The 22,871-nt window shown below is 73.3% G+C and carries 22 protein-coding genes, 2 tRNA genes and 1 pseudogene; 12 read left to right on the forward strand and 13 right to left on the reverse strand.

Going from position 1 to position 22,871, the window contains the following annotated elements; genetic code table 11:
- Positions 1–194 precede the first annotated feature (194 nt).
- The 5 genes from tdh to C6376_RS34965 all read left to right on the forward strand — a co-directional run bounded on the left by tdh (position 195) and on the right by C6376_RS34965 (position 4,199).
- Positions 195–1,223 (forward strand): L-threonine 3-dehydrogenase, encoded by a 1,029-nt coding sequence (tdh, locus tag C6376_RS34945; RefSeq protein WP_107447075.1) that lies wholly within the window; start codon positions 195–197, stop codon positions 1,221–1,223.
- 46 nt (positions 1,224–1,269) lie between these two features.
- Complete coding sequence (locus tag C6376_RS34950; RefSeq protein WP_107447076.1) at positions 1,270–2,481, forward strand: glycine C-acetyltransferase; 1,212 nt, start codon at positions 1,270–1,272, stop codon at positions 2,479–2,481.
- Between the two features lie 155 nt (positions 2,482–2,636).
- The gene (locus C6376_RS34955; protein ID WP_107447077.1) at positions 2,637–3,539 is read left to right on the forward strand and encodes a LysR family transcriptional regulator; all 903 of its coding nucleotides are present in this window, start codon (positions 2,637–2,639) and stop codon (positions 3,537–3,539) included.
- A gap of 118 nt (positions 3,540–3,657) precedes the next feature.
- Positions 3,658–4,017: an MmcQ/YjbR family DNA-binding protein gene (locus C6376_RS34960; protein ID WP_107447078.1), complete on the forward strand. Its 360-nt coding sequence runs from the start codon at positions 3,658–3,660 to the stop codon at positions 4,015–4,017.
- A 108-nt stretch (positions 4,018–4,125) separates the two neighbouring features.
- Positions 4,126–4,199, forward strand: a tRNA-Pro gene (locus tag C6376_RS34965).
- Between the two features lie 368 nt (positions 4,200–4,567).
- Here the strand turns inward: C6376_RS34965 and C6376_RS34970 are convergent.
- Positions 4,568–5,260, reverse strand: a complete 693-nt coding sequence (locus C6376_RS34970; protein WP_107447079.1) for an NAD(P)-dependent oxidoreductase — start codon at positions 5,258–5,260, stop codon at positions 4,568–4,570.
- 76 nt (positions 5,261–5,336) lie between these two features.
- On the opposite strand from C6376_RS34970, the pseudogene C6376_RS34975 reads away from it, so the two are divergent.
- Both C6376_RS34975 and C6376_RS34980 read left to right on the forward strand, forming a co-directional pair.
- Positions 5,337–5,924 (forward strand): annotated as a pseudogene (locus C6376_RS34975) (TetR family transcriptional regulator); the annotation flags it as partial.
- A 689-nt stretch (positions 5,925–6,613) separates the two neighbouring features.
- Complete coding sequence (locus C6376_RS34980; protein WP_254076187.1) at positions 6,614–7,645, forward strand: hypothetical protein; 1,032 nt, start codon at positions 6,614–6,616, stop codon at positions 7,643–7,645.
- A gap of 329 nt (positions 7,646–7,974) precedes the next feature.
- On the opposite strand, the gene C6376_RS34985 is transcribed toward C6376_RS34980, so the two are convergent.
- The 5 genes from C6376_RS34985 to C6376_RS35005 are packed head-to-tail and all read right to left on the reverse strand — an operon-like array spanning position 7,975 to position 12,338.
- A complete protein-coding gene (locus C6376_RS34985; protein ID WP_107447081.1) occupies positions 7,975–8,409 on the reverse strand; it encodes a hypothetical protein in 435 nt (144 codons plus the stop codon).
- Positions 8,410–8,414: 5 nt separating this feature from the next.
- Positions 8,415–8,954, reverse strand: coding sequence for an NUDIX hydrolase family protein (locus C6376_RS34990; RefSeq protein ID WP_107447082.1), 540 nt, complete (start codon positions 8,952–8,954; stop codon positions 8,415–8,417).
- A 15-nt stretch (positions 8,955–8,969) separates the two neighbouring features.
- A complete protein-coding gene (locus C6376_RS34995; protein ID WP_107447083.1) occupies positions 8,970–10,106 on the reverse strand; it encodes an amidohydrolase family protein in 1,137 nt (378 codons plus the stop codon).
- Position 10,107: 1 nt separating this feature from the next.
- The gene (locus C6376_RS35000) at positions 10,108–11,511 is read right to left on the reverse strand and encodes a glutamine synthetase family protein (RefSeq protein ID WP_107447084.1); all 1,404 of its coding nucleotides are present in this window, start codon (positions 11,509–11,511) and stop codon (positions 10,108–10,110) included.
- Between the two features lie 35 nt (positions 11,512–11,546).
- The gene (locus C6376_RS35005) at positions 11,547–12,338 is read right to left on the reverse strand and encodes an SAM-dependent methyltransferase (protein WP_107447085.1); all 792 of its coding nucleotides are present in this window, start codon (positions 12,336–12,338) and stop codon (positions 11,547–11,549) included.
- Between the two features lie 131 nt (positions 12,339–12,469).
- On the opposite strand from C6376_RS35005, the gene C6376_RS35010 reads away from it, so the two are divergent.
- Positions 12,470–13,333, forward strand: coding sequence for a Cof-type HAD-IIB family hydrolase (locus tag C6376_RS35010; RefSeq protein WP_107447086.1), 864 nt, complete (start codon positions 12,470–12,472; stop codon positions 13,331–13,333).
- Between the two features lie 13 nt (positions 13,334–13,346).
- Here C6376_RS35010 and C6376_RS35015 read toward each other — a convergent pair whose 3' ends face one another.
- Positions 13,347–14,057 (reverse strand): response regulator transcription factor, encoded by a 711-nt coding sequence (locus C6376_RS35015; RefSeq protein WP_107447087.1) that lies wholly within the window; start codon positions 14,055–14,057, stop codon positions 13,347–13,349.
- A gap of 199 nt (positions 14,058–14,256) precedes the next feature.
- Between C6376_RS35015 and C6376_RS35020 the strand changes: the two genes are divergently transcribed.
- Complete coding sequence (locus C6376_RS35020; RefSeq protein WP_107447088.1) at positions 14,257–15,501, forward strand: amidohydrolase; 1,245 nt, start codon at positions 14,257–14,259, stop codon at positions 15,499–15,501.
- A gap of 27 nt (positions 15,502–15,528) precedes the next feature.
- Here C6376_RS35020 and C6376_RS35025 read toward each other — a convergent pair whose 3' ends face one another.
- The 4 genes from C6376_RS35025 to C6376_RS35040 all read right to left on the reverse strand — a co-directional run bounded on the left by C6376_RS35025 (position 15,529) and on the right by C6376_RS35040 (position 17,528).
- A complete protein-coding gene (locus tag C6376_RS35025) occupies positions 15,529–15,861 on the reverse strand; it encodes a DUF3140 domain-containing protein (RefSeq protein WP_107447089.1) in 333 nt (110 codons plus the stop codon).
- A gap of 32 nt (positions 15,862–15,893) precedes the next feature.
- Positions 15,894–16,376 carry a Dps family protein gene (locus tag C6376_RS35030; RefSeq protein WP_107447090.1) on the reverse strand — a complete coding sequence of 161 codons (483 nt, stop codon included), beginning with the start codon at positions 16,374–16,376 and terminating at the stop codon, positions 15,894–15,896.
- Positions 16,373–16,630 (reverse strand): WhiB family transcriptional regulator, encoded by a 258-nt coding sequence (locus tag C6376_RS35035; RefSeq protein ID WP_107449365.1) that lies wholly within the window; start codon positions 16,628–16,630, stop codon positions 16,373–16,375. Before C6376_RS35035 ends, C6376_RS35030 begins: the two co-directional genes overlap by 4 nt.
- A gap of 79 nt (positions 16,631–16,709) precedes the next feature.
- Complete coding sequence (locus C6376_RS35040; RefSeq protein ID WP_107447091.1) at positions 16,710–17,528, reverse strand: alpha/beta hydrolase; 819 nt, start codon at positions 17,526–17,528, stop codon at positions 16,710–16,712.
- Positions 17,529–17,629: 101 nt separating this feature from the next.
- Here C6376_RS35040 and C6376_RS35045 point away from each other — a divergent pair, with 101 nt between their 5' ends.
- Complete coding sequence (locus tag C6376_RS35045) at positions 17,630–18,817, forward strand: thiolase family protein (protein WP_107447092.1); 1,188 nt, start codon at positions 17,630–17,632, stop codon at positions 18,815–18,817.
- Between the two features lie 106 nt (positions 18,818–18,923).
- On the forward strand, positions 18,924–19,697 hold the full coding sequence (locus C6376_RS35050; protein ID WP_107447093.1) for a sulfite exporter TauE/SafE family protein: 774 nt from the start codon (positions 18,924–18,926) through the stop codon (positions 19,695–19,697).
- 158 nt (positions 19,698–19,855) lie between these two features.
- Here C6376_RS35050 and C6376_RS35055 read toward each other — a convergent pair whose 3' ends face one another.
- Entirely contained in the window at positions 19,856–20,386 is a 531-nt protein-coding gene (locus C6376_RS35055; protein ID WP_107447094.1) for a DUF309 domain-containing protein, read from the reverse strand.
- A gap of 101 nt (positions 20,387–20,487) precedes the next feature.
- Between C6376_RS35055 and C6376_RS35060 the strand changes: the two genes are divergently transcribed.
- Positions 20,488–20,561, forward strand: a tRNA-Pro gene (locus C6376_RS35060).
- A 299-nt stretch (positions 20,562–20,860) separates the two neighbouring features.
- Here C6376_RS35060 and C6376_RS35070 read toward each other — a convergent pair.
- Positions 20,861–22,810, reverse strand: coding sequence for a glycoside hydrolase family 97 protein (locus C6376_RS35070; RefSeq protein WP_107447095.1), 1,950 nt, complete (start codon positions 22,808–22,810; stop codon positions 20,861–20,863).
- Between the last annotated feature and the right edge of the window lie 61 nt (positions 22,811–22,871).

Consider the following 22,871-nt stretch of genomic DNA (forward strand, 5'->3'; position numbering starts at 1 on the left):
ACCGGGTGAACGCCGGTCCACGCGGTGGGACCCGTGGGAACCGGTGTGAAGCGGAGCTGTGGCGGCGCTTAAGAAAAGCTCGATGGACCTGGCCCGGCGGAGTGCGGCAGATTGCTGGGCGAATCCACCCGTCTTCCCGGTTGCGGGGCCTGTCGGCCTGCCCGCGCCGGGCCCTCATCACAGGAGCCGTTGCGTTGAAGGCGCTGGTCAAGGAGAAGGCGGAGCCCGGACTGTGGCTCACGGACGTCCCGGAGCCCGTGGTGGGGCACGGCGACGTGCTGATCAAGGTGCTGCGCACCGGCATCTGCGGCACCGACCTGCACATCAGGTCCTGGGACGGCTGGGCGCAGCAGACGATCAGCGCGCCCCTGGTGCTCGGTCACGAGTTCGTCGGCGAGGTCGTCGGGACCGGCCGGGACGTCACGGACATCGCGGTGGGCGACCTGGTCAGCGGCGAGGGACACCTCGTCTGCGGCAAGTGCCGCAACTGCCTGGCGGGCCGTCGCCATCTGTGCCGGGCCACCGTCGGCCTCGGCGTCGGGCGGGACGGCGCCTTCGCCGAGTACGTCGCCCTGCCCGCGTCCAACGTGTGGGTGCACCGGGTGCCGGTGGACCTCGACGTGGCGGCGATCTTCGACCCGTTCGGCAACGCGGTCCACACCGCGCTGTCCTTCCCGCTCGTCGGCGAGGACGTCCTGATCACCGGCGCCGGCCCGATCGGCCTGATGGCCGCCGCCGTGGCCCGGCACGCCGGAGCCCGCAACGTCATGGTCACCGACGTCAGCGAGGAACGGCTGGAGCTGGCCCGGAAGATCGGCGCGAGCCTCGCGCTGAACGTCTCCGAGGCGTCCATCGCCGACGGACAGCGCGAGCTGGGGCTGCGCGAGGGCTTCGACATCGGCCTGGAGATGTCCGGCCGGCCCGAGGCGATGCGCGACATGATCGCCAACATGACGCACGGCGGGCGGATCGCGATGCTGGGGCTGGCCGCCGAGGAGTTCCCCGTCGACTGGGCCCGGATCGTCACCTCGATGATCACGATCAAGGGCATCTACGGCCGCGAGATGTTCGAGACCTGGTACGCGATGTCGGTGCTGCTGGAGGGCGGCCTGGACCTCGCCCCCGTGATCACCGGCCGGTACGGCCACCGCGACTTCGAGGCGGCCTTCGCCGACGCGGCGAGCGGCCGCGGCGGCAAGGTCATCCTCGACTGGACCGCGTGAGCCGTCCGTTTCCGACGCTTCCGAGTGCTTCCCTAGGAGCTTTGCGATGTTCGACTCCGTGCGCGACGACCTGCGCGTCACCCTCGACGAGATCCGCGCCGCCGGTCTGCACAAGCCCGAGCGCGTGATCGGCAGCCCGCAGTCCGCGACCGTCGCGGTGACCGCGGGCGGCCGGCCGGGCGAGGTCCTCAACTTCTGCGCCAACAACTACCTGGGGCTCGCCGACCACCCCGAGGTGATCGCCGCCGCCCACGAGGCCCTGGACCGCTGGGGCTACGGCATGGCTTCCGTGCGCTTCATCTGCGGGACGCAGGAGGTGCACAAGGAGCTGGAGGCGCGGCTGTCCGCGTTCCTCGGCCAGGAGGACACGATCCTGTACTCCTCCTGCTTCGACGCCAACGGCGGCGTCTTCGAGACGCTCCTCGGCCCCGAGGACGCGGTGATCTCCGACGCCCTCAACCACGCCTCGATCATCGACGGCATCCGGCTGTCCAAGGCGCGCCGGTTCCGGTACGCCAACCGTGATCTGGCGGACCTGGAGCGGCAGTTGAAGGACGCGTCGGACGCGCGCCGCCGCCTGGTCGTCACCGACGGCGTCTTCTCCATGGACGGCTATCTGGCGCCCCTCGCCGAGATCTGCGACCTCGCCGACCGCTACGACGCCATGGTCATGGTCGACGACTCGCACGCCGTCGGCTTCGTCGGCCCCGGCGGCCGCGGGACGCCCGAGCTGCACGGTGTGATGGACCGGGTGGACATCCTCACCGGCACCCTGGGCAAGGCGCTGGGCGGGGCGTCCGGCGGCTATGTGGCCGCCCGCGCGGAGATCGTCGCCCTGCTCCGCCAGCGCTCGCGCCCGTACCTGTTCTCCAACACCCTCGCCCCGGTCATCGCCGCGGCCTCCCTGAAGGTCCTCGACCTGTTGGAGTCGGCGGACGACCTGCGGGTGCGGCTCGCCGAGAACACCGCGTTGTTCCGGCGCCGGATGACGGCCGAGGGCTTCGACGTGCTCCCCGGCGAGCACGCCATCGCCCCCGTGATGATCGGCGACGCGGCGAAGGCGGGCCGGATGGCGGAGCTGCTGCTGGAGCGCGGGGTGTACGTGATCGGGTTCTCGTACCCCGTCGTTCCGCAGGGGCAGGCCCGCATCCGCGTCCAGTTGTCCGCCGCGCACTCCACGGCCGACGTCGACCGAGCCGTCGACGCGTTCGTCGCGGCCCGGGCGGAGCTGGGGGAGTCGGCGGCCGCGACGGTCTGAACCGCGGGGCTCCGCTGCCGGCCGCGGCCCGCAACCGGCAGCGGTCCGCAGTCGGTGGTCGGTGCGTCCGTACCCGGGGGCGGGCGGGACGCGCCGCGGACGGTCCGGTCGGGCAGTGGTCCTGAGAGCCCCGACATATTGCGATAATCGATCCCATGATCGAAGCGCGGCGGCTCCACATCCTCCGTGCGGTGGCCGACCACCGCACCGTGACGGCGGCGGCCGCCGCGCTGTATCTCACCCCGTCCGCCGTCTCCCAGCAGCTGGCGGCCCTGGAGCAGGAGACCGGGCACCGGCTGGTCGAGCGCGGCGCCAAGGGCGTACGGCTCACCCCCGCCGGCGAGATCCTGCTCGGTCACACCAACGCCGTCCTCGCCCAGCTGGAGCGGGCCGAGGCGGAACTGGCCGCGTACAGCTCCGGCGCGGCGGGCACGGTCACCGTCGCGGCCTTCGCGACCGGCATCGCCCTCGTGGTGGCTCCCGCGGTGGCGCGGCTCGCCCGCACCGCCCCGGGCATACGGATGCGCGTCCAGGACGCCGAGGGCGACGCCAGCCTGCCGATGGTGCTCGACCGGCAGGTCGACGTCGCCGTGGCGGTCGAGTACCGCGGGGCCCCGGCCGCCGACGATCCGCGGCTGACGCACCTGCCGCTGTACGCGGAGCCCTTCGACGCGGTGGTGCCCGTCTCCCATCGGCTCGCCGACGCCGCCGAGGTCCCGCTGGCCGAGCTGGCCAAGGACCCCTGGATCGGCCCCTACCCTGGCAACCCCTGCCATGACGTGGTCGTCCTGGCCTGTGAGAACGCGGGTTTCCAGCCTCGCCTGGAGCATTCCTCCGACGACTTCCGCGCCGTCGTCGCGCTGGCCTCGGCGGATGCGGGCGTCGCGCTCGTCCCGCGTTCGGCGCTGCGCGGCATGGACCTCACGGGGGTGGTCGTGCGGCCGGTCGACGGCATCGCGCCGACCCGGCGGGTCTTCGCGGCCGTCCGCCGGGGCGCCGAGGGCCACCCGCTGATCCGGCCGGTGCTGGAGGCCCTCGGCGAGGCCGCCGCGGTGTGAGGCTCCGCGGTGTGAGGCCTCGCGGGGTGGGGCGTCCCGCCGTGAGGTGTCGCGTCGGGAGATCCGCGAACACCTCGCCGCGAGGTGACTGTCAGCGGCAGCCGCTACCGTGCGGAGCATGCCGGACGCCGAAGACGTACGCCGTATCGCCCTGTCCCTGCCGGACACCACGGAGAAGACCGCCTGGAGCATGCCCACCTTCCGGGTCGCGGGGAAGATGTTCGCCACCCTGCCCGAGGAGGAGACCTCCCTCGCCGTGCGCTGCCCCAAGGAGGAGCGCGACGAACTGGTGCTCGCGGAGCCCGGGAAGTTCTGGATCGCCGACCACGAGGCCCCGTTCGCCTGGGTGCGCGCCCGGCTGGCCGCCCTCGACGACGAGGAGGAGCTGCGCGACGTCCTCGCCGACTCCTGGCGGCAGGCGGCCCCGCAGCGCCTGCTGGAGGCCTATCCGGACCTCGGCGTCGCCCGCGGCGGCTGACGGCGCCGGCGTGCCGCGGCCCGGGAAACGGGTGCGCGACCACCGACCCGAGTGCGGTATGGTTTCCCTGCACGTTCGGCCAGGGGAAACCCCAGGTCAGGCGAGCAACGGGACGTGGCGCAGCTTGGTAGCGCACTTGACTGGGGGTCAAGGGGTCGCAGGTTCAAATCCTGTCGTCCCGACTTTTCGAAGTCGCGGATCAGGAGCCGTTTCAGAGGAGATCTGAAACGGCTCCTTGTCGTTCCTGGGGACTGGCTGGGGACCAGCGCACTTGACTGGGGTGCAGCGCACCTTGACCCGGTCAACGTGCGCTGCGTGGAGGCCTCGAACTGGTGGAGGACGGCGCCGGCGCGTAGTTCGCGCAGGTCCGGAGCGAACAACTTCCGCCCGGCTGCCGGGAATTCGTCGCCGACCAGCGGCTTGACGATGGTCTCCGTGAAGGCGCGGCCGCGGACGGTGCCCGGGAGGCGGGCGGCGCGGTCGAAAGCGAGCGCGCCGCCCCGGTCGAGGAACGCTTCTGCGACGGACGGAAGTCGGAAGGTGAGGCGGCTCATTTCTTCCTCACGCCCTCGTTCCAGATCAGCTTGGCGATGTTCGGCTTCACGGCCGTGGTGATGACGCCCATGGCCGTACGGACGTACCGCCGCTCCGTCATTTCGCGCAGCATGCTCGCGGCGAGGTCGGCACGGGCGGTGAAGACGCCGTCGGCGCTTGTCTCGGCAGTGTGGTAGTCCGTGACGACGGGGTGCTCGAACAGGCCCGAAGGCCGGACGAAGGTCCAGTCGAGGCCCGTCTGACCGATCACGGCCTCCATACGGCGCATGTCCTCGTGGAGGGTACGGCCGAGACGTCGGTTCACCAGCGGGTCGAGCACGTGGTTGAAGAAATGCGCGCCGGTAGGGCGCCAGTTCGGGTCAGCGATGCTGGAGCTGACGGCGAGCAGCCGCTTGATGCCGTGGCGGGCCATGGCCCCGGTGATGACGGCGGCGCTCGCGGAGTAGGTGGTGATGGTCTCCTTGCTGAAGCGCGCGCCCAGCGCGGAGAGGACGGCGTCCGCTCCGTCGATCGCGGCGTCGACAGCCGCCGGGTCGGTGGCGTCGGCGACGGCCACGGCAAGGCCGGGCCGCGCGGACAGGGAGCCGGGTCTGCGGGTCACGGCGACGACCTCGTGGCCGGCGGCCAGGGCCTGCTCGGTGAGGCGGCGTCCGGTCGGTCCGTTGGCGCCGAAGACTGCGATACGCATGGTGTCGGGTCATCCCTTCGTGTGGTAGCGGGAACGCCCTTGACTGTGCTGCTCATTCACCGCAGGCTCAACGCTGATGAATAACGCCGTCCCTGCCCGCGCCCGCACCCGAGGCCGCCCGCGCGGCAACCCGCCGACCCGTGAGTCGATCGTCTCGGCGGCCCGTTCGCTGTTCCTGGAGCACGGCTACCGGGGCACCACCCTGCGCGCGGTGGCCGGGGCCGTCGGAGTCGACCCGGCGCTGATCGCGTACCACTTCGGCTCGAAGAAGGGCCTGTTCGCGGACGTGATGCAGTTCCAGTGCGCCAGTGCGCTGGCGGTGGACGACGTCCTCGGCGGCGATCCGGCCACCCTCCCCGACCGCCTGGTCGACGCGGTGACCGACCTGTGGGAGGACGCCGACTTCCAGCAGCTCACCGTCCAGGGCGACGAAGCCGCCGAGGTGATCCGCGAATACCTGGAACGCGAGCTGCTGGCCCGGCTTGTTGAATTTCTCGGCGGCCGGGACGCGACCGCCCGCGCCACGGCCGTGGTGACGATCCTCGGCGGCCTCATCTACACCCGCTACCTCAACCCCCTCCCCACCCCCGCCGCCCTCACCCCGTCCGAGATCCGTCACAGCCTGACCCCGGCGCTGCGCGCGGTACTGGCCCCGAGGCCACGCGCCGCGGCGCCCACCACTGCCGGCCGTCGGGGCTCGCCGACCTCGGGCAAAGGCGCCGTCCGGGACACTGCGTCCCGACCTGACCGACCTCTGGCCGCTGCCCGAGAGGCTGACTTTCACGCTGGATTCGACCTCGCCCTTCGGTGATCCCCGCAGCGAGTCAGACCCCGACCGTACCGATGAGGAACTGGATGAGACGGTGTCCGTTCTCGGTCCGCTGTCTCTGGACGTGAGTTGGGCCTGTGGACGGCGGGATCTGTCGGAATCCGGGGACTGCGGCGTGCAACTCTGCCGGAACAGCGTCCGGCTGGAGCAGATCGCCAAGCCGTCCCCGGCGAGTTCGGCTGCGGGTCTCCGGCGGCCCCCGCGTCGCCCGGACGCCCGAGGGCGAAGCCTGGCTCCGCGACCGCGGACTTCCGCTGGGCGAACACCGGCAAGGCTGGTGACTCGGACGCCCGGAGCCCTACGCCCCGGTGGAGGCGAGGTGTGCCGGCCACCCGTGCGGGGTGACGCCGGGATGGGGCGGAGGGCGTGGAAGTCGCGCCACTCGCGCCCCTCCCGTACGCGGTACGGGTGAAAGCATTGATGGTTTCGCTCGGGGACGGTGGCGAGTCTCTACGGTTTCCGAGTGGATCCGGTGATTGCGGGAGAGACCCGGCGGACGGGGGACCGGTGGAGAGGCGCACCTGATGTCGGGGTTGGGAAAGCCGCCGGACACGCTCAGGCTCCGGGCCTGCCGCCGCCAACGGGCCTGGGCGCGGAGCTGGGCGGCGGTCGGCGTGGCATGCCTGGCGGGGGCGGTGCTGACCTTCGGCGGGTCCTGGGCGGCCGGCGGCGGGGCGGCGCGGATCACGGCTTTCGGGCCGTCCGCCGGCAGCTGGGCGTTGGCGGCCTCCCTGATGCTCCGCGCGAGGGGCATCAGCGGGCGGGTGCGGACGCGTGCGCTGCTGTTGGGCGCCTCCGCGGTCGCCGGAGGCGTGTACCGGGCCGTGGTCGCCGTGCTGTCGGCTCAGCCCACGGCGTCGGGGTGGGACGTGCGATCGTTGCCGGGTTCGGTGATGGTCACCGGGGTGACACTGACGGTCGGTCTGGGGATGGCCGGTCTGGTGGTCGCGGCCGATGCCGGTACGGGTCGGCATGCGCTGCTGCGGCGCCTGCTCGACGGGGTCGTCACCGCGGGGGCCGTCTTCATGACCGTATGGGTCCTGCTGCGGGGCGCCGGTGACGGCTGGCGGCTGGGGACGGGGATGGTCGGTGTCCTGTGGGCCGCCGAAGTGGTGTTCCTCGGGTTTCTCTTCGCCGTGCGCCGCCTGGTGCGCAGCGACCGGAGAGCCACCCTGTGGGCCGGGATCGCCGGGCTGTCCCTCATGCTGGTCGGTGACACCCTGCGGCTGCGGACGGTCGGCCCGCACGGCCCCGAGGTGCTGTCCTGCCAACTGGTCGACATCTGCGCCACCGCGGGACTGCTGGTGGTCGCCGTCGGCCCCTGGGTGCCCGGCGGGGCGAGCGCGCTGGGCACCGCTCGGCCCGCGCTGCGAAGCGGGATGGAGGGTGTTGCGGGGTTCGTTCCCCTGACGGTCTGCACGGCGACGGCGCTGGGATTCGCGCTGGGTCCGTCTGTTCGGGACCCGGTGCCGCTGTTGGTCGGGGGAGCGGCACTGCTGAGCCTCTGGGTCCGCCAGAGATTCCTGCCGAGCGAGAACACCGGACACGAGACTTGAGTCCGCGGATCGGCGTGGCGTCGCCCGGGGCCCGACGTCCAGGCAGGTACGGCGCTTCGCCGACGGTGGCCGGGAGTCCGCCGGGCAACCCGTGTACGCGCCCGGCCCGGCGTGGCGCTCCTCGCGGTCCGCATCCGTGCCCAGGTGGAGGAGGTGCCGGCGCTCCGCCGTCCGGCCGCGCCTGTCGGACGGGCCGGCCGCCGGCCCTCGAGCTCGCCCAGCCGCGCGGGCTTCCCGGCTTCGACGAGGGTGTCGTCCTGCGGGACATACATCCGAGGGGCCGGCGGGAGGCGTTCGCGCCGACCCGGTTGCCCGGGGTGCCCCGCGCGCTACTTCCGGATCGCGTCCTGACGGCGGCCGCGGGTCCGCGCGCCCCTGGGCGGGGCGATGAACTGCAGCTCCAGCGTCGTCGGCGGGTCGGCCAGGCCCGGACCGCCCGCCGCCGCCCACGCCAGGATCTCCTCCGTGCAGTCGTCGTCCATGGCGAAGCCGACCCAGCAGGCCCGGCCGCCCGCCCGGCGGCCGACGGCCGAGGGCTGGACGACGATCACGTTCGCCTGGTCGCAGGGACCGAGGCAGTCCGTCGTGCGGACGGCGAAGGCGCCGCCCGAAGCGCCCGCGGCCGCCCGCAGCCGGGCCAGCTGCCGGTGGTGGTCGAAGCCGGGATGCTTGCGGCCGTCGCCGCAACAGCAGCCCCTGCACACGACGAGTGTGCAGGGACGGCTCCCGGCGGCGCCCACCAGCGCTCGCCGGGCCGGCGGCATCCCGGTCAGGAGGCCGAGAGGCCCACGTGGGCCAGGGCCTGCCGGAGCAGGAACCCGTGCCCGCCGGGCATCTCGCTCTGCACCGCCAGGGATGCGGCCTCCTGCGGGCTGAACCACACCAGGTCCAGCGCGTCCTGCCGGGGCCGGCAGTCGCCCGTCACCGGCACGATGTAGGCCAGTGACACGGCGTGCTGACGCGGGTCGTGGTACGGGGTGATGCCCTGCGTCGGAAAGTACTCGGCGACCGTGAACGGCTGGAGCGAGGTCGGCACCCGGGGCAGCGCCACCGGGCCGAGGTCCTTCTCGAGGTGGCGCAGCAGGGCGTCCCGGACGCGCTCGTGGTGCAGCACGCGGCCGGACACCAGGGTCCGGTTGACATTGCCGTCCGGCCCCATGCGCAGCAACAGGCCGACGCTGGTGACTTCGCCGCTGTCGTCGACGCGCACGGGCACGGCCTCGACGTACAGGATCGGCATACGGGCGCGTGCCATCTCGAGCTCGTCGGAGCTCAGCCAACCCGGTGTGGTCTCGGTCAAGTCAGACATTGTTCGATCATACTTTCAGTGTCCGTCGGGAAGCCGGTAGACCCGGCGGGCGTTGTCGGCTCCGGCCCGGCGCGCCAGGCGCAGCGCGTCGGGCAGGCTCAGCTCGTCCGCGTCCACCCGGTCCTGGAGCAGGTCTCCGAGACCCCGGCGGAAGGCCAGCGCGCCGAGCCAGTAGAACTCCGACACACCATAGGCGTCCGAGCTGTACAGCAGTTTGCGGAACGGTGTGATCTCCAGTGCCTCCTCCAGGACCGCCCGCGCTCGCACGGGACCCACATGGTGCAGGGTGAGCCCCACGTCCAGGTACACCTGCTCGAACACCGCCGCCAGGTAGGCGGCTTGCCGCTGGTAGGGCCAACAGTGCAGGAGCAGCACGGGGATCTTGCCCGCCGTGAGGTGCAGCCAGTCCGTGAGAAGCGTCGGATCCGCCCGGTGCAGCCGGATGTCGTTGTCGCCGAAGCCGGTGTGCAGTTGCAGGGGCAGCCCCAGATCGACCGCCGTCCACAGCAGATGCCGGGTCAGCACCGGGTCCGCCGGCCGTCCGCCGCCCGCCAGCCAGCGCCGGGCGGCCCGGGTGACGTCGGCGTCCGGGGGCCGGGCCGGGTCGAGGTCGAAACCGGTCCGGTAGGCGGCGACCGACTTGACCGCCACCACGCCCGGCCGCCCGACCGCGGCCAGCGCTGCCGCCCGGAACGCGTCGGCGTACCCGTCGGCGTCGACGCCGCGCGCGGCGACGGCCTCGGCGACCGCCTCCAGCCGCACGACCTCGTGCGCGACCGCCGGTGCCGCGGCCGTGGCCAGCTCGGCGGGCGTCGTGACGCGGTGCGGGGCGAACCCGGTGTCGACGCAGAACACACCGGTGCGGGCGGCCTGGAGGAACCGCCGGTTCACCTCCCGCGGGCCCAGTGCGGCGCGCCGGGCCAGATAGGCGTCGGCGGGGGCGTGCGGGTCGAGGCCGAGCAGGGGCGCGCAGTGGCGGCGCACCGCCACACCGACGGGCGTGTCGAAGGTGGAGAACCCCGGCCAGGCGTCCCCCTCGGTCAGCAGCGCCTCGAAGGCCGGCCGCTCCAGCGGGTCGGTGACCACGCCGTGGCAGTGGTGGTCCACCAGCTCCAGCTCGGCGAGCGCCTCGTGGACCGCTCGGCCGGCCATCTCAGTACACCCAGCGGTACGCGGCGGCCACCTGGTCGTCGTCGAGCCCGTCGACGGCGTCGATCTCGCCCTGCCGCACGGCGGTCACCGCGTCGGCGAGGACCGGACCGAGGGCGGCGCGCAGCACCTCGTCGGCGCGGAACTCGGCCACGGCCCCGGCCAGCGAGGACGGCAGCCGGCGCACGCCCCGCGCGGCTGCCTCCCCGGCGCCGAGCCGCACCGGGTCCCCGGTGCTCTCCTCGGGCAGCACCGCGCCCGAGGCCACTGCGTCCAGCCCGGCCGCGATGACGCAGCCGAGGGCCAGATAGGGGTTGGCGGCCAGGTCGACCGGCTTGACCTCCAGGTTCGCCTGCTCCGCGCGCCGGCCCGCGGTGCCCCGCACCAGACGCACCGCGCACTCACGGGTCTCCAGGCCCCACGCGGTGAAGACCCCCGCCCACTGCGAGGGCTGGAGGCGCAGGGCACTCGCCGGGCTGGGCGCGGTCACCGCCGTCAGCGCCGGGAGGCGGGCCAGGATTCCGGCGGCGAACGCCTCGGCGTCGGCCGTCATGCCGTGCCGCCGGTCGCCGCCCGCGTGCAGGTTCACGCCGTCCCGCCACGCGGAGAGATGGATGTGGCCGCCGTTGCCGACGCCCTTCGCGACGACCGCGGGGGAGAAGGAGACCCGCAGCCCGTGCCGGCGGGCCACCGCCCGCACCGTCTGCCGGACGAGGACGCTGCGGTCGGCCGCCGCCACCGGGTCGAGGGCGCCCACGGAGATCTCGAACTGGCCGGGCGCGTACTCGGGATGGATCTGTTCGACGTCGACTCCCTGCGCCGCGCACGCGGCCAGCAGGTCGGCGGTGTAGTCGCTCAGCTCGACCTGACGCGTCGCGCCGTACGCCGGTCCGCCGGTGGCCGGGACGAACGTGTCGGCGGGCGCGGAGTCCAGGCCGACCGCCCACTCGATCTCGACGGCGGCCCGGAAGGCGAGCCCGTGCGCGCGGGCCGCGTGGGCCACGACGTGCCGCAGGAACGTGCGGGAGCAGCCCGGATGGCGGTCGCCGTCCTGGGTGACACGGTCGACCGGCGCCCACGCCCAGCCGGGCTGACCCGCCAGGACGACCAGCCCGTCGAGGTCCGGGTAGAGACGCAGATCGCCGTCGGGCGAGCCCAGCGCGTCGGTCGTGACGATGGCGTCGTTGGCCAGGAACGTGTCGAACACCGGCGACATCCCGACGCCCCAGGCCGCCGCCGAGGCCAGCCTGCCCGTGGGGACCGCCTTCACCCGGCCGATCCCCGCGGTGTCGACGTAGGCCAGCACGACGCCGTGCACGCCCGCCGCGGCCAGCTCCCCGCTGAGCGCGGTCGCCCGCTCGACGTCTCCGGGACGCCCGCCGGGGACGGGATCGGCAAGGGTGGTCATACGTCCTCCACGATCGGCGCGTGCCCGTACGTCCGTCAGGGTTTCACGGCTACCGCGCCGTACTGCGGCACCACCGGGAGGGAGTCGGCCGCGCCGCGCCAGCGCGAGCACGACACCAGGCCCGGTTCCAGCAGCTCCAGACCCTCGAAGAAGGCGGCGATCTCCGCGCCGCTGCGGGCGGTGATCGGCGGCTTGGCGTTCTCGTTCCAGAACCTCATCGCCGGGATCTGGCCCTCGCCGCCCACCTCGGCGTCGTGGGTGGGGTGGGTCAGGACCAGGAAGCTGCCGGCCGGGACGTCGGCCATGACCCGCCGGACGATGTCCCGGGCCGCCTCGACGTCCAGGACGAAGTTCAGGATGCCCAGCATCATCACGGCGACCGGCCGCGTGAAGTCCAGGGAGCGGCCCGCGCGTTCGAGGATCGCGGCCGGGTCGTGCACGTCCGCGTCGATGTAGTCGGTGCGGCCCTCGGGGGTGCCGGTCAGCAGGGTGCGGGCGTGCGCCAGCACGATGGGGTCGTTGTCGACGTAGACGATCCGCGACTCCGGCGCGACGCGCTGCGCGATCTCGTGGGTGTTGTCCGCCGTCGGCAGCCCGGTGCCGATGTCGAGGAACTGCCGCACACCGCGCTCCTCGGCGAGGAACCGCACCGCCTGTCCGAGGAACCAGCGGTCCGCGCGGGCGATGTCCCGGATGAGCGGGAACATCGCGGCGACGTGCTCGCCGACGCCGCGGTCGACCTCGTAGTTGTCCTTGCCGCCGATCCAGTAGTTCCACACCCGCGCGTTGTGCGCCACGCTGGTGTCCAGCCGTCCCGGCCCGCTCACGTGACCGCCCCTTCCCGTGTCCTGCCCGCGCCCTGCCGTCTCCCGGGCCTCTGCCGCCATTGTGCCGCCGGATGATCACCGTTGTCCCCGGTAGGGTGAAAATCCGGTCGTTCACCAACAGGAAGCAGCACATGCCGTACTCGCACGCCCCCGGACCGGCCCTCTCCGAACCCCCGACGGGCCCCGCGGACATCCGGCTGATCGTCACCGACATGGACGGCACGCTGCTCGACGACGAGAAGAAGGCGCCCGCGGACCTGTGGCGCGTGCTGGCGCTGCTGCGCGAGCGCGGGGTGCACTTCGCCCCGGCGAGCGGACGTCAGTACGCCACGCTGGCCGCGGACTTCGCCGGGGTCGCCGGGGCGGCCGAGGGGATGGCGTTCATCGCGGAGAACGGCGCGTACGTCGTGCGCGACGGACAGGAGCTGAGCTCGGACCCGCTGGACCCGGCCGTCGTCGTGCGGGTGACGGAGGCCGTGCGCAGGCTCGCGGCCGACGGCGTCGACCTCGGCGCCGTGGTCTGCGGGAAGCGGTCGGCGTACGTCGAGCGGGCCGACGAGCCGTTCCTGGCCGAGGCGGCCAGGTACTACCTGCGCCACGAGGTCGTCGAGGACGTCACCGCCGTCGACGACGACATCCTCAAGGTCGCCCTGTTCGACTTCGGGTCGGCCGAGGAGAGCACCGCGCCGGCGCTCGCGCCCTTCGCGCGGACCCACCAGGTGGTGGTCTCGGGCGAGCACTGGGTCGACGTCATGAACCGCACCGCCGACAAGGGCGCCGCACTGCGCCGCCTCCAGCACGAGCTCGGGGTCACGCCCGCGCAGACCATGGTGTTCGGCGACTACCTCAACGACCTGCAGATGCTGGACGCCGCAGACTGGTCGTTCGCCATGGCCAACGCCCACCCCGAGGTGGTGCGCAGGGCCCGTCACCTGGCGCCCTCCAACAACGACGACGGGGTGCTGCGCACCATCACGCGCGTGCTGGGCCTCTGAACCCGCGCCCGACTCAGGTCCGGGGCCGCGCATGACCGTGCTGCCAGGCCCAGGCCGCGATCTCGACGCGGTTGCGGGCGCCCAGTTTCAGCTGGACGCTCGACAGATGCGTCTTCACCGTCGACAGGGAGACGTAGAGCCCGGCCGCGATCTCGGCGTTGGTCCGGCCGAGTGCGACGAGCCGGACGACGTCCAGCTCGCGTTCGGTCAGCGGTTCGGTGTGCGTGTCCGGGAGGGCGACGGGGCGGTCGGCGGCCGGGGTCTGAGGGCCGGTCAGGTGCTGGAGCAGGCGTACGGTCACCGACGGCGAGACCAGGGAGTCGCCCGCGGCGGCCGCCCGGACCGCCTCCGCGAGGAGCGTGGGCCCGGAGTCCTTCAGCAGGAAGCCGCAGGCGCCGCCGCGCAGTGCCCCGTACACGTACTCGTCCAGGTCGAAGGTGGTGACCACGACCACCCGCAGCGGGTCCGCGACGTCCGGTCCGGCCAGGAGCCGGGTGGCCGCGAGACCGTCCAGCTTCGGCATCCGGATGTCCAGCAGGCACACGTCCGGCCGTACGGTGCGGGCCAGCGCGACCGCCTCCTCGCCGTCGGCGGCCTCCGCGACCACCGTGATGTCCGGCTGCGCGTCGAGGAAGAAACGGAAGCCGGTGCGGACCATGTCCTGGTCGTCGGCGAGAAGGACCCGGATGGGGGCGGCGGGGCCCGACGGGCTCGGGGCGGTCATGCCTCGATCATGCCTCAGGTCGAGGCGCGTGCGGAGGCGGCGGGGGCTGCGGCCGTCCCGAGGACCCGCTCGCGACGAGACCGCGGGCGGCCGCAGGCGGCTCCGGGGCGTCCGCCGTCCGTGCGGGGATGCCACCCCCAGCCGGACCGTTCCGCCGACCGTGCCGGGGCGGCGCGCGTAACGTGGCCGCATGCGCGGAATGACCGAACCGGCCGTCGTCGCCCGCCTGGCCCGGGAGATCACCCCGGACCTGGAATCCGGGTGGCTGGAGGACTTCTACCGGGATCTGCACCGCCACCCCGAACTGTCCTTCCAGGAACACCGCACCGCCGCCGCACTGGCCGGACGGCTGCGGGCGGCCGGGTACCGGGTGACGGAGGGCGTGGCCCGCACCGGCGTGGTCGGGGTACTGGCCAACGGCGACGGACCGGTGGTGTGGCTGCGCGGCGACATGGACGCGCTGCCCGTACGGGAGGCGACGGGCCTCGCCTACGCCTCTGTCGACGACGGCGTGATGCACGCGTGCGGCCACGACCTGCACGTCACCTGGCTGGCGGCGGCCGCCGAGGCGCTCGCCGCCGCCCGCGAGACGTGGTCCGGGACGCTCGTCGTGGTCGGGCAGCCCGCGGAGGAGGCGGGGGGCGGTGCCGCGGCGATGGTCGCCGACGGCGTCCACGACCGCTTCCCGCGACCCGACGTGCTGTTCGGCCAGCATGTCGCGCCGGGGCTCGCAGGTTTCTACCCGCACACCCCCGGGCTGACGCTGTCGGCCTCGGACGACGTGGACGTCGTCGTGCACGGCGTGGGCGGACACGGGTCGCGGCCGGAGTCCACGGTCGACCCCGTGGTGACCGCCGCCTTCGTCGTGACCCGGCTGCAGACCGTGGTCGCCCGCGAGATCGCCGCGAACGACTCCGCGGTGCTCACCGTGGGACGCTTCCACGCGGGCACGACGTCCAACGTCATCCCCGACGAGGCGCGGCTGGGGGTGAACGTACGCACCCGGGACACCCGGGTGCGAGGCCGCCTCCTCGCCGCGATCCGGCGGATCGTCGAGGCGGAGTGCGCCGCCGCGGGCTGCCCCCGTCCGCCGGACGTCACCGTCCGGCCCGGTTGCCCGACCACGGTCAACGACCCTTCGCTGGACGGTGAGATCGCCGCCGTGCACCGGGAACTCTTCGGCCCGGACACGGTGTTCGACTTCGGCCAGGCGCTCGGCAGCGAGGACTTCTCCCTGCTCGCCCCGAAAGGCGTGCCGTACGACTACTGGTACGTGACCTCGACCCCGGCGCCGGTGTGGGAGGCGGCGCCGGGGGAGGGGGTGAGGGAGAAGGCGGCGGGCGTGCCGGGCAACCACAGTCCGCTGTTCGCGCCGGACCTCTCGGTGCTCGCGCCGGGCGTGCGCACACTGGTCTCGGCGGCACTGTCCCGGCTGGCCCGCTGAGGGTGACGCGCCGACTCCGTCCGGGGCCTACGGCCTGAGCGGATCGTGCCCGATCGCCATGAGGCGGTGACGTCGCCGGGTCTCCTGCGCCTCGGGCTCGTTCTCCTCGTCCGCCCGCGCGGCGACCGTGTCCACGACCCGGTACATCACCCGGACGTCGTCGTCGGTCAGGTCGGTGCGCCGTTTCTGCAGGATCTCCAGCACCCGCTGCCCGGTGGTGCCGCCCGCCCGGTCGGGTACCGGTTCCGTGCTCTCACCGGCGTCGCGCACCCGCAGCCAGGCGGCGAGTTCCTGCGAGGTCATGTTCACCGCGTGGTGGAACTCCTCCCAGAGAGCGTCGAGTTCGAGTGCGTCGGTCATGGCGGGCCTTTCTCCGGGTGGGTCGGCGCGGGTCAGCTCTCGCGCGGCCAGTTCTCCGCCTCGAACATCCAGCGCTGCTTCTCGAGGTCCGCGGTGATGCCGATCAGCAGGTCCTGGGTCACCGGGTCCGCCTCCTCGGTCGCCGCGATCCGCTTGCGCAGCCGTGTGACGGCGGCCCCCAGGGACTCGGCGATCACCTGGACGACGTCCTCGTCCCGCACCCAGCCGTCCTTGGGGGAAGGCAGGGTGAACGCGGAGGCGATCGTCTCCGGGCGGCCGTCCGGCGGCAGGCCCAGCGCCGCCGCCCGCTCGGCGACGGTGTCGGCGTAGGCGCGGGCCGCGGTGACGACCTCGTCCAGCTGGAGGTGGATCGAGCGGAACCGGGGTCCCACGATGTTCCAGTGCGCCTGCTTGCCGATCAGGGAGAGGCCGAGGAGATCCACGAGGGTGCCCTGCAGCGCGTCGAACGTGATCTGGCGGGCCGGCTCGGGCAAGGGGCTCTTCACGACAGTCATAGGGTGCTCCTCCTTCTCGCGTCGTGTGATGCGGTACGGAGCAGTGCCACGCGTTCCTGTTCGCCCGTCCCGCCCCAGACACCCGAGGCCTGTCCGCTGTCGAGGGCGAAGGACAGGCACTCGGCGCGCACCGGGCAGCGGGCGCAGACCCGCTTGGCCGCCGCGGCCTCCCGCAGGGCCGGTCCGGCCGTGCCCACGGGGAAGAACAGCTCTGGGTCCTCGCCCACGCAGGCGGCGACGCGCAACCACTCCATGGAGGCGCGGGTGCCCCGGGCGTACCCCTGCAAACAGGCGTTTTCCCCGATCCGGCGCGGAGGGAGCTGAGGGAACACCTCAGGAGGCGAGGGCCCGGTCGAGGAAGCGGGTCAGGTCCGCGAACACCTCATCCCTGTTCGTCTCGTGGAAGACCTCGTGCCGGGCTCCCGGGTAGATCCGCTCGGTGTGCGCGCCGCCGCCGAGCCGCTCGACGCCGGTCCTGCTGCCGGGCAGCGGCACCAGCCGGTCGTCGTCGCCGTGCAGCCACAGCAGCGGCAGCGCCCCGACGTCGCCGTGGTCGGCGACGGTCGCCAGGGTCCGTTCGAAGGCCCGCAGCGTGGGCCGCTTCATCGGTCCGTGCCAGACCAGCGGATCCGCCGCGTACGCCGCGCCGACCCCCGGGTCGCGGGAGAGCGCGGCCGGGCTGACCGCGACGTCGGGGATCTCGTCGTACGCCAGCAGTCGCGCCGGCAGCCGCCAGTCGCCGATCACCGGGCCGGAGAGCACCAGCGCGGCGAGGCCGGCGCCGTGGCGCTGCGCGTACCGGGCCGCGATCAGACCGCCCATCGAGTGCCCGATCACGACCAGCGGCAGGCCGGGGTGCGCGGCCCGGGCGAACTCGGCGACGGCGTGCAGGTCGGTGACGACGTCCTCGAAGTCCTCGATCACCACGCGCTCGCCCGACGACCTGCCGTGCCCGCGGTGGTCGGGGGCGTAGACGGCCGCGCCGTGACCGGCCAGGACGCCGGCCAGTTCCTCGTAGCGCCCGGAGTGCTCGCCGTAACCGTGCACCACCAGGGCGAGGCTGCGGGGGACCGGAGGGGCCCACACGCGCGCGGCGATCGTGCCGTGGGTCTGGGTGAGGACGTGGGTACCGGTGACGACGGGTGCGGTCATCGCTGCTCCAGCTGCGTCGGCGAAGGCGTCCGGGGATCTTCCCAGGGTGCCGTGCCGGGGTCTATAGTCGAAAACTAGCAGTGCTAACCAAGGAGTCCGTCGTGCGCCCCGTCCACTTCGCGGCCGCCCGCCGCACCCCCGTCGGCAGACTGCGCGGAGCCCTGTCCTGCGTCCGGCCCGACGACCTCGCCGCCGCCGTCGTCCGCGGCCTCGTCGCCGAGGTGCCCGCGCTCGACCCGGCGCGCGTCGACGACGTCTACTGGGGCGCGGCCAACCAGGCGGGCGAGGACAACCGCAACGTCGCCCGGATGGCCGCCCTGCTCGCCGGTCTGCCCGAGACCGTGCCGGGCGCCACCGTGAACCGGTTGTGCGCCTCCGGACTGGAGGCCGTGACGACCGCGGCCCGCGCCATCGCCGCGGGCGAGGCCGACATCGTGATCGCGGGCGGCTCCGAGTCCATGAGCCGTGCCCCCTTCGTACTGGCCCGCCCCGAGGAGGCCCTTCCGCATCGCGTCGAGACGGTGGACACCCGGCTCGGCTGGCGCCTGGTCAACCCCGCGATGAAGGACCTGCACGGCTTGCTGGCCATGGGGGAGACGGCCGAGGAGGTCGCCGTCCGGTACGGGATCACGCGCGAACGCCAGGACGAGTTCGCCCTGCGCAGCCACCGGCTGGCGGCGCGGGCCCGCGAGAACGGCCACTTCGACGACGAGATGCTGCCGGTGCGGCGTCCCGACGGCGTGCTCGTCGAGGCCGACGAGGGCATCCGCGAGGACACCTCGTACGAGAAGCTGGCCCGGCTGAAGCCGGTCTTCCGGGAGGGCGGCACGGTCACCGCCGGCAACTCCTCGCCCATGAACGACGGTGCGGCGGGACTGCTCCTGGTCAGCGAGGAGGCGCTCAACGAGCTGGGCCTGGAGTCACTCGGCCGCTATGTCGCCGGCGCCTCCGCCGGCGTCCACCCCGACGTGATGGGGCTCGGTCCGGTGCCCGCCACCCGCAAGGCGCTGGCCCGGGCGGAGTGGACCGTCGAGGACGTCCAGGAGGCCGAGTTCAACGAGGCGTTCGCCGCCCAGGCGCTCGCCTGCGTCGACCAGCTGGGCGTCGACCCCGACCTGGTCAACCCCAGCGGCGGGGCGATCGCCCTAGGTCACCCGCTGGGCGGCTCGGGGGCCCGCATCCTCACCACGCTCCTGCACCGGATGCGCCGTACCGGGGCCGAGCGCGGGCTGGCCACGATGTGCGTGGGCGTCGGGCAGGGCACCGCGGTGCTGGTCGAACGGCACTGACGGGGCGCACCGGCCGCGCGCGCCGCCTCCCGGCGCCGGCGGCACCGGTCACCTGGCGAGACGGGCCCCCGGGTGTTCGATAGATGTGCGTAGCATCGGTCCCCGCATGAACACGATGACCCTGTGGCACATCACCGGCTGGGAGTTCGCCGCCCTGGCCTTCGCGGCCCTGCTCGTCGGCTTCTCCAAGACGGCCGTCAGCGGGGCCAACACGGTCAGCCTCGCCGTCTTCGCGGCGGTCCTGCCCGCCCGCGCCTCCACGGGCGTCCTGCTGCCGATCCTCATCGCCGGGGACGTCCTGGCCGTCCTCACCTACCGGCGGCACGCCCACTGGCCCACCCTGTGGCGGCTGTTCCCGGCGGTCGCGGCCGGTGTGGTCCTCGGCACGCTGTTCCTGGTGCGGGCCGACGACGGGATCGTCCGGACCTCGATCGGCGCGATCCTGCTGCTGATGGCGGGAGTCACGGTGTGGCGGCGGCGCGCGCCCGACGCGGCGGACGACCCCGACGCCGTGGTCACCCGGGCCGGACGCCTCAAGGCCCGCTCCTACGGCGTGCTCGGCGGCTTCACCACGATGGTCGCCAACGCGGGCGGCCCGGTCATGTCGATGTACCTGCTCTCGGCCGGCTTCCGCAAACTCGGCTTCCTCGGCACGTCGGCGTTCTTCTTCCTGATCGTCAACGTGTCGAAGGTGCCGTTCAGCGTGGGCCTCGGCCTGATCGACGGCCGTTCGCTGCTGCTGGACGCCGCCCTCGTCGCGTTCGTCGTCCCCGGCGCGCTGTTCGGCAAATGGGCGGTGCACCGCATCAACCAGCGGCTGTTCGAGCAGTTGGTGATCGCGGCGACCGTCGTGGGCGGACTGCAGCTGCTGCTGCGGTAGACGGCCCGGGCGCGGCCGTCGGGGTGCCGTGGCTGCGCCGGGCCGCGCGTCGGAAGCCTTCGCCGAGACGCGGGCCGGGCGGCGCCGGACGTCAGCCTTCGCCGGCGTACGGGACGGGCGGGGCCCGGCGCCGCCCGGCCGCGGGGTCGGGTCCGGCGTCAGCGCAGCCGGGGCGTCCGGGCCCGCGCGTCCACCGCCGTGCCCGTCCGCTCCACCGACGCCGCCAGCTCACGCGCCCACCGTGCCAGCCCGGTGAGATCCAGCCCGTACGGCCGGTCCTCTCCCGCGCCGGCCGCCCACTCCTCGGCGGCCCCGGCGCCGCGCCGCAGCAGTCGCACCCCGCCCGTGAGGTTCCCCCGGGCCGCGTGAGTGAGACCCACGGCGAGCTGGGCGAGCCCCCGCCACAGGGCGCGTTCCGCGGCGGGGCCCGACTTCCAGGCGTCCTCGAAGACCTCGTGCGCGTGGAAGGGCTTCCCCGCGTCCAGCAGTGCCTGCGCCTCGGTCACGGTCTCCTCCGGGGCGCGGACGACGCCCTCGGGCTGCCGCTCCACACCGGGCGTGCCGTACGGAAGGGGCCGGCCGAGTCCGTCCCGCGGCCGGGCGTTGCGCGCCCGCCCCTCGCCGTCCCGGTCCCTGGCGCCGGCCGGCCGGCCGCCGCTCGTGCCTCCTGTGCTGCCCCAACGGTCCATATCCCGGATTGTCCCGCGCGCGGGCCCTCTTCGGTGCAGCGCTCCGAGTGGGGTAAAGTGCTGTTCGCGCGATCACACGGCCGACACCGTGCGGAGCGCACCGGGACGTGGCGCAGCTTGGTAGCGCACTTGACTGGGGGTCAAGGGGTCGCAGGTTCAAATCCTGTCGTCCCGACTTTTCGAAGTCGCAGGTCAGAGGCCGTTTCAGAGAGAATCTGAAACGGCCTTTCGACTGTTTCGGCGGCCCCGTGAGGGACCGGGTTGCCTGAACGGGCCCGAAGCGCTGTGCGATCCGCAGTCCGAGAACCTCCTGACGTGACCGTGCCGTTCGCCGGCACGGGGACCCCAGGGACCCCAGGGACCCCAGGGACCCCAGGGACCCCAGGGACCCCAGGGACCCCAGGGACCACGGGGACCGCGGGCCGGACTGCGCCGTCGCCGGCCTGCCCGGCCCGGTTTCCGGCTGGCGTGGCGTCAGCTCGGCTCGAGGAGCACCGCCTGACCGCCCGAGGGGGCCATGGCCACGCTGAGCGCGGTCGCCGAGGTGACGGTCCGGGTGCTCACCGCGACGGGAGTCTGGTAGGGGGAGGCGCCCGGAGTGCCGTCGGCGTAGACCGTCGCCGTCCACGTGCCGCTGCCGAGGAAGGACAGCGGGAGGGACAGCGTCCGGGCGCTCTCGTCGGTCATCGCGCCCAGGTACCAGGTGTTGCCCTTGCGGCGAGCCACCGCCACGTACCGTCCGATCGACCCGGCGAGGGCGCGGCTCTGGTCCCAGCTGGTGGGGACGGCGTCGAACCACGGCAACCCGGGCCAGCCGGCGGTGCCGGCGTACTTGGACGGCTGGTCGTACCAGTAGAGGAAGGCCAGCGGCTGGTAGTACACGGCGGCCATCGCCATCTGGTGGGCGTTGGTGGTCCGGTTCCGCGACTGCCCGTAGCAGATGGTGTAGTCCATGGGGCCGCCGATGTTGCGGGCGAACGGCAGCGTCACGTTGTGGCTCGCGGTCGGGAAGCGCTCGTTGCCGCGCACGCCCTCCAGGCTGATCCAGTTCGGGTAGGTGCGCTCGTAGCCGAACGGCCTGACGTCGTCGTGCAGGTCGATCAGCAGCTCGTGCCCGGCCGCCGTCCTGACCCAGTTCGTGATCTGGTTCGTCATCGCCTGGGTGCCGTCGTTGATGAACCCGAGCTTGACGCCCGCGACGCCCCAGCCCTTGTAGAGGTCGAACAGGCTGTCGGGACTGCCCGCCGCTCTGCGGTCGACGTAGAGGATGACACCGATGCCCTTGCCCGCGGCGTAGGAGAGGACCGAGGGCAGGTCGATCTCCGGTATGGGCTTCGTCGCGTCGGTGCTGTGGCTGGCGTCGCCGTACCACCCGTCGTCGTACTCGATGTACTGCATGCCGCGGGCCACGGCGAAGTCGACGCCGGCCATCCCGCCGGCGGTGGTGAGCTGGCAGCGGAAGGCCTTGCCGGGCCTGATCCACGAGGTGTCGGCCAGGGCGGTGGCGGGGGCCAGGCTGAGTACCAGCTCGGCGTTGTCGACCAGCTCGGCATGGGTGGAGCCGGTCACGACGGCCCGCCATGGGGTGGCGAACGGCGTGGTCACCGTCGAGGTCGTCCGGACCGTGTCCGCACCCCGGGCGGTGTGCTCCATCAGGTAGGCGGCGAGGGCGCCCGGCTGCCCCGGCACGGAACTGAGCATCAGCCGCGGGAAACCGACGCGGGAGGACTCGCAGACGCAGGCGATCAGGCCGCCCGTCGCGTACGTGGCGGTCAGCGGCAGATCGGTCAGCGGTCCGGTGTCCGTGGTGGAGGTGCCCGTGGAGGGGATCGCGTCGGGGGCGACCGGGTTGTAGGGGTCCTCGTCGCGGGCGCTGTAGACCAGGGCGCCGTCGGGGAAGACGAACGTGGTCAGCTCGTCGGCGACGGTGGCGGTGCCGTGGTCGAGCAGCACGTACCGGAAGGCGACGCCGCCGGGGTAGGCGCGGATCTGGACGCTGAAGTTGATCCCGGTGGCGCTGTCCTGGAGGTTCCAGCGCATCTCCTGGTATCGGTCGCGGACGGTCGCGTTACGGCCGTACACCGGGGTCCAGGTGGTGTCGGTGGTCCAGTGCTGGTACCTGGTGACGACCGTGCCGCTGCGGCCGAGCATCGTCCCGTCACCCAGTCTCAGCCCGAGGGCGGAGGCGTCCACCACCGTCGCGCCGCGGCGCGCGGCCGCCCAGCTCAGTGCGCCGCCGGTCAGGGACATGGTGATCGTGGTGCTGCCGTCGGGGGCCGTCGCGGTGACCAGGGCGTCGGCCGCGTCGGCCGTGCCGGACGCGCCGACGCCCAGCGCGGCGGCTCCGGCGGTGACCGCGGCGCCCCTGAGGAGGCCCCGGCGGGAGAGCCCTCCGGGGGAGCCGTACGCATCGGGTTCGGACATGTCGGGGCTGACTGAAGCTGCCATCGCAGGGCCGTCTCTCCATTGAGTGGGTCAGTTATTG

Source organism: Streptomyces sp. P3 (assembly GCF_003032475.1).
In the GTDB taxonomy this organism is placed as follows: Bacteria; Actinomycetota; Actinomycetes; order Streptomycetales; family Streptomycetaceae; genus Streptomyces.

Coding starts and splice junctions, on each gene's coding strand:
- C6376_RS34950 (WP_107447076.1), top strand. CDS start 1,270: ATGTTCGACTCCGTGCGCGACGACCTGCGCGTCACCCTCGACGAGATC.
- C6376_RS34990 (WP_107447082.1), bottom strand. CDS start 8,954: ATGTCTGACTTGACCGAGACCACACCGGGTTGGCTGAGCTCCGACGAG.
- C6376_RS35035 (WP_107449365.1), bottom strand. CDS start 16,630: ATGGAGTGGTTGCGCGTCGCCGCCTGCGTGGGCGAGGACCCAGAGCTG.
- C6376_RS35055 (WP_107447094.1), bottom strand. CDS start 20,386: ATGGACCGTTGGGGCAGCACAGGAGGCACGAGCGGCGGCCGGCCGGCC.
- C6376_RS34980 (WP_254076187.1), top strand. CDS start 6,614: ATGTCGGGGTTGGGAAAGCCGCCGGACACGCTCAGGCTCCGGGCCTGC.
- C6376_RS34995 (WP_107447083.1), bottom strand. CDS start 10,106: ATGGCCGGCCGAGCGGTCCACGAGGCGCTCGCCGAGCTGGAGCTGGTG.
- C6376_RS34960 (WP_107447078.1), top strand. CDS start 3,658: ATGCCGGACGCCGAAGACGTACGCCGTATCGCCCTGTCCCTGCCGGAC.
- C6376_RS35000 (WP_107447084.1), bottom strand. CDS start 11,511: ATGACCACCCTTGCCGATCCCGTCCCCGGCGGGCGTCCCGGAGACGTC.
- C6376_RS35025 (WP_107447089.1), bottom strand. CDS start 15,861: ATGACCGACGCACTCGAACTCGACGCTCTCTGGGAGGAGTTCCACCAC.
- C6376_RS35020 (WP_107447088.1), top strand. CDS start 14,257: ATGACCGAACCGGCCGTCGTCGCCCGCCTGGCCCGGGAGATCACCCCG.
- C6376_RS35050 (WP_107447093.1), top strand. CDS start 18,924: ATGAACACGATGACCCTGTGGCACATCACCGGCTGGGAGTTCGCCGCC.
- C6376_RS35010 (WP_107447086.1), top strand. CDS start 12,470: ATGCCGTACTCGCACGCCCCCGGACCGGCCCTCTCCGAACCCCCGACG.
- C6376_RS34955 (WP_107447077.1), top strand. CDS start 2,637: ATGATCGAAGCGCGGCGGCTCCACATCCTCCGTGCGGTGGCCGACCAC.
- C6376_RS35015 (WP_107447087.1), bottom strand. CDS start 14,057: ATGACCGCCCCGAGCCCGTCGGGCCCCGCCGCCCCCATCCGGGTCCTT.
- C6376_RS35040 (WP_107447091.1), bottom strand. CDS start 17,528: ATGACCGCACCCGTCGTCACCGGTACCCACGTCCTCACCCAGACCCAC.
- C6376_RS34970 (WP_107447079.1), bottom strand. CDS start 5,260: ATGCGTATCGCAGTCTTCGGCGCCAACGGACCGACCGGACGCCGCCTC.
- C6376_RS35070 (WP_107447095.1), bottom strand. CDS start 22,810: ATGTCCGAACCCGATGCGTACGGCTCCCCCGGAGGGCTCTCCCGCCGG.
- C6376_RS34985 (WP_107447081.1), bottom strand. CDS start 8,409: ATGCCGCCGGCCCGGCGAGCGCTGGTGGGCGCCGCCGGGAGCCGTCCC.
- C6376_RS35030 (WP_107447090.1), bottom strand. CDS start 16,376: ATGACTGTCGTGAAGAGCCCCTTGCCCGAGCCGGCCCGCCAGATCACG.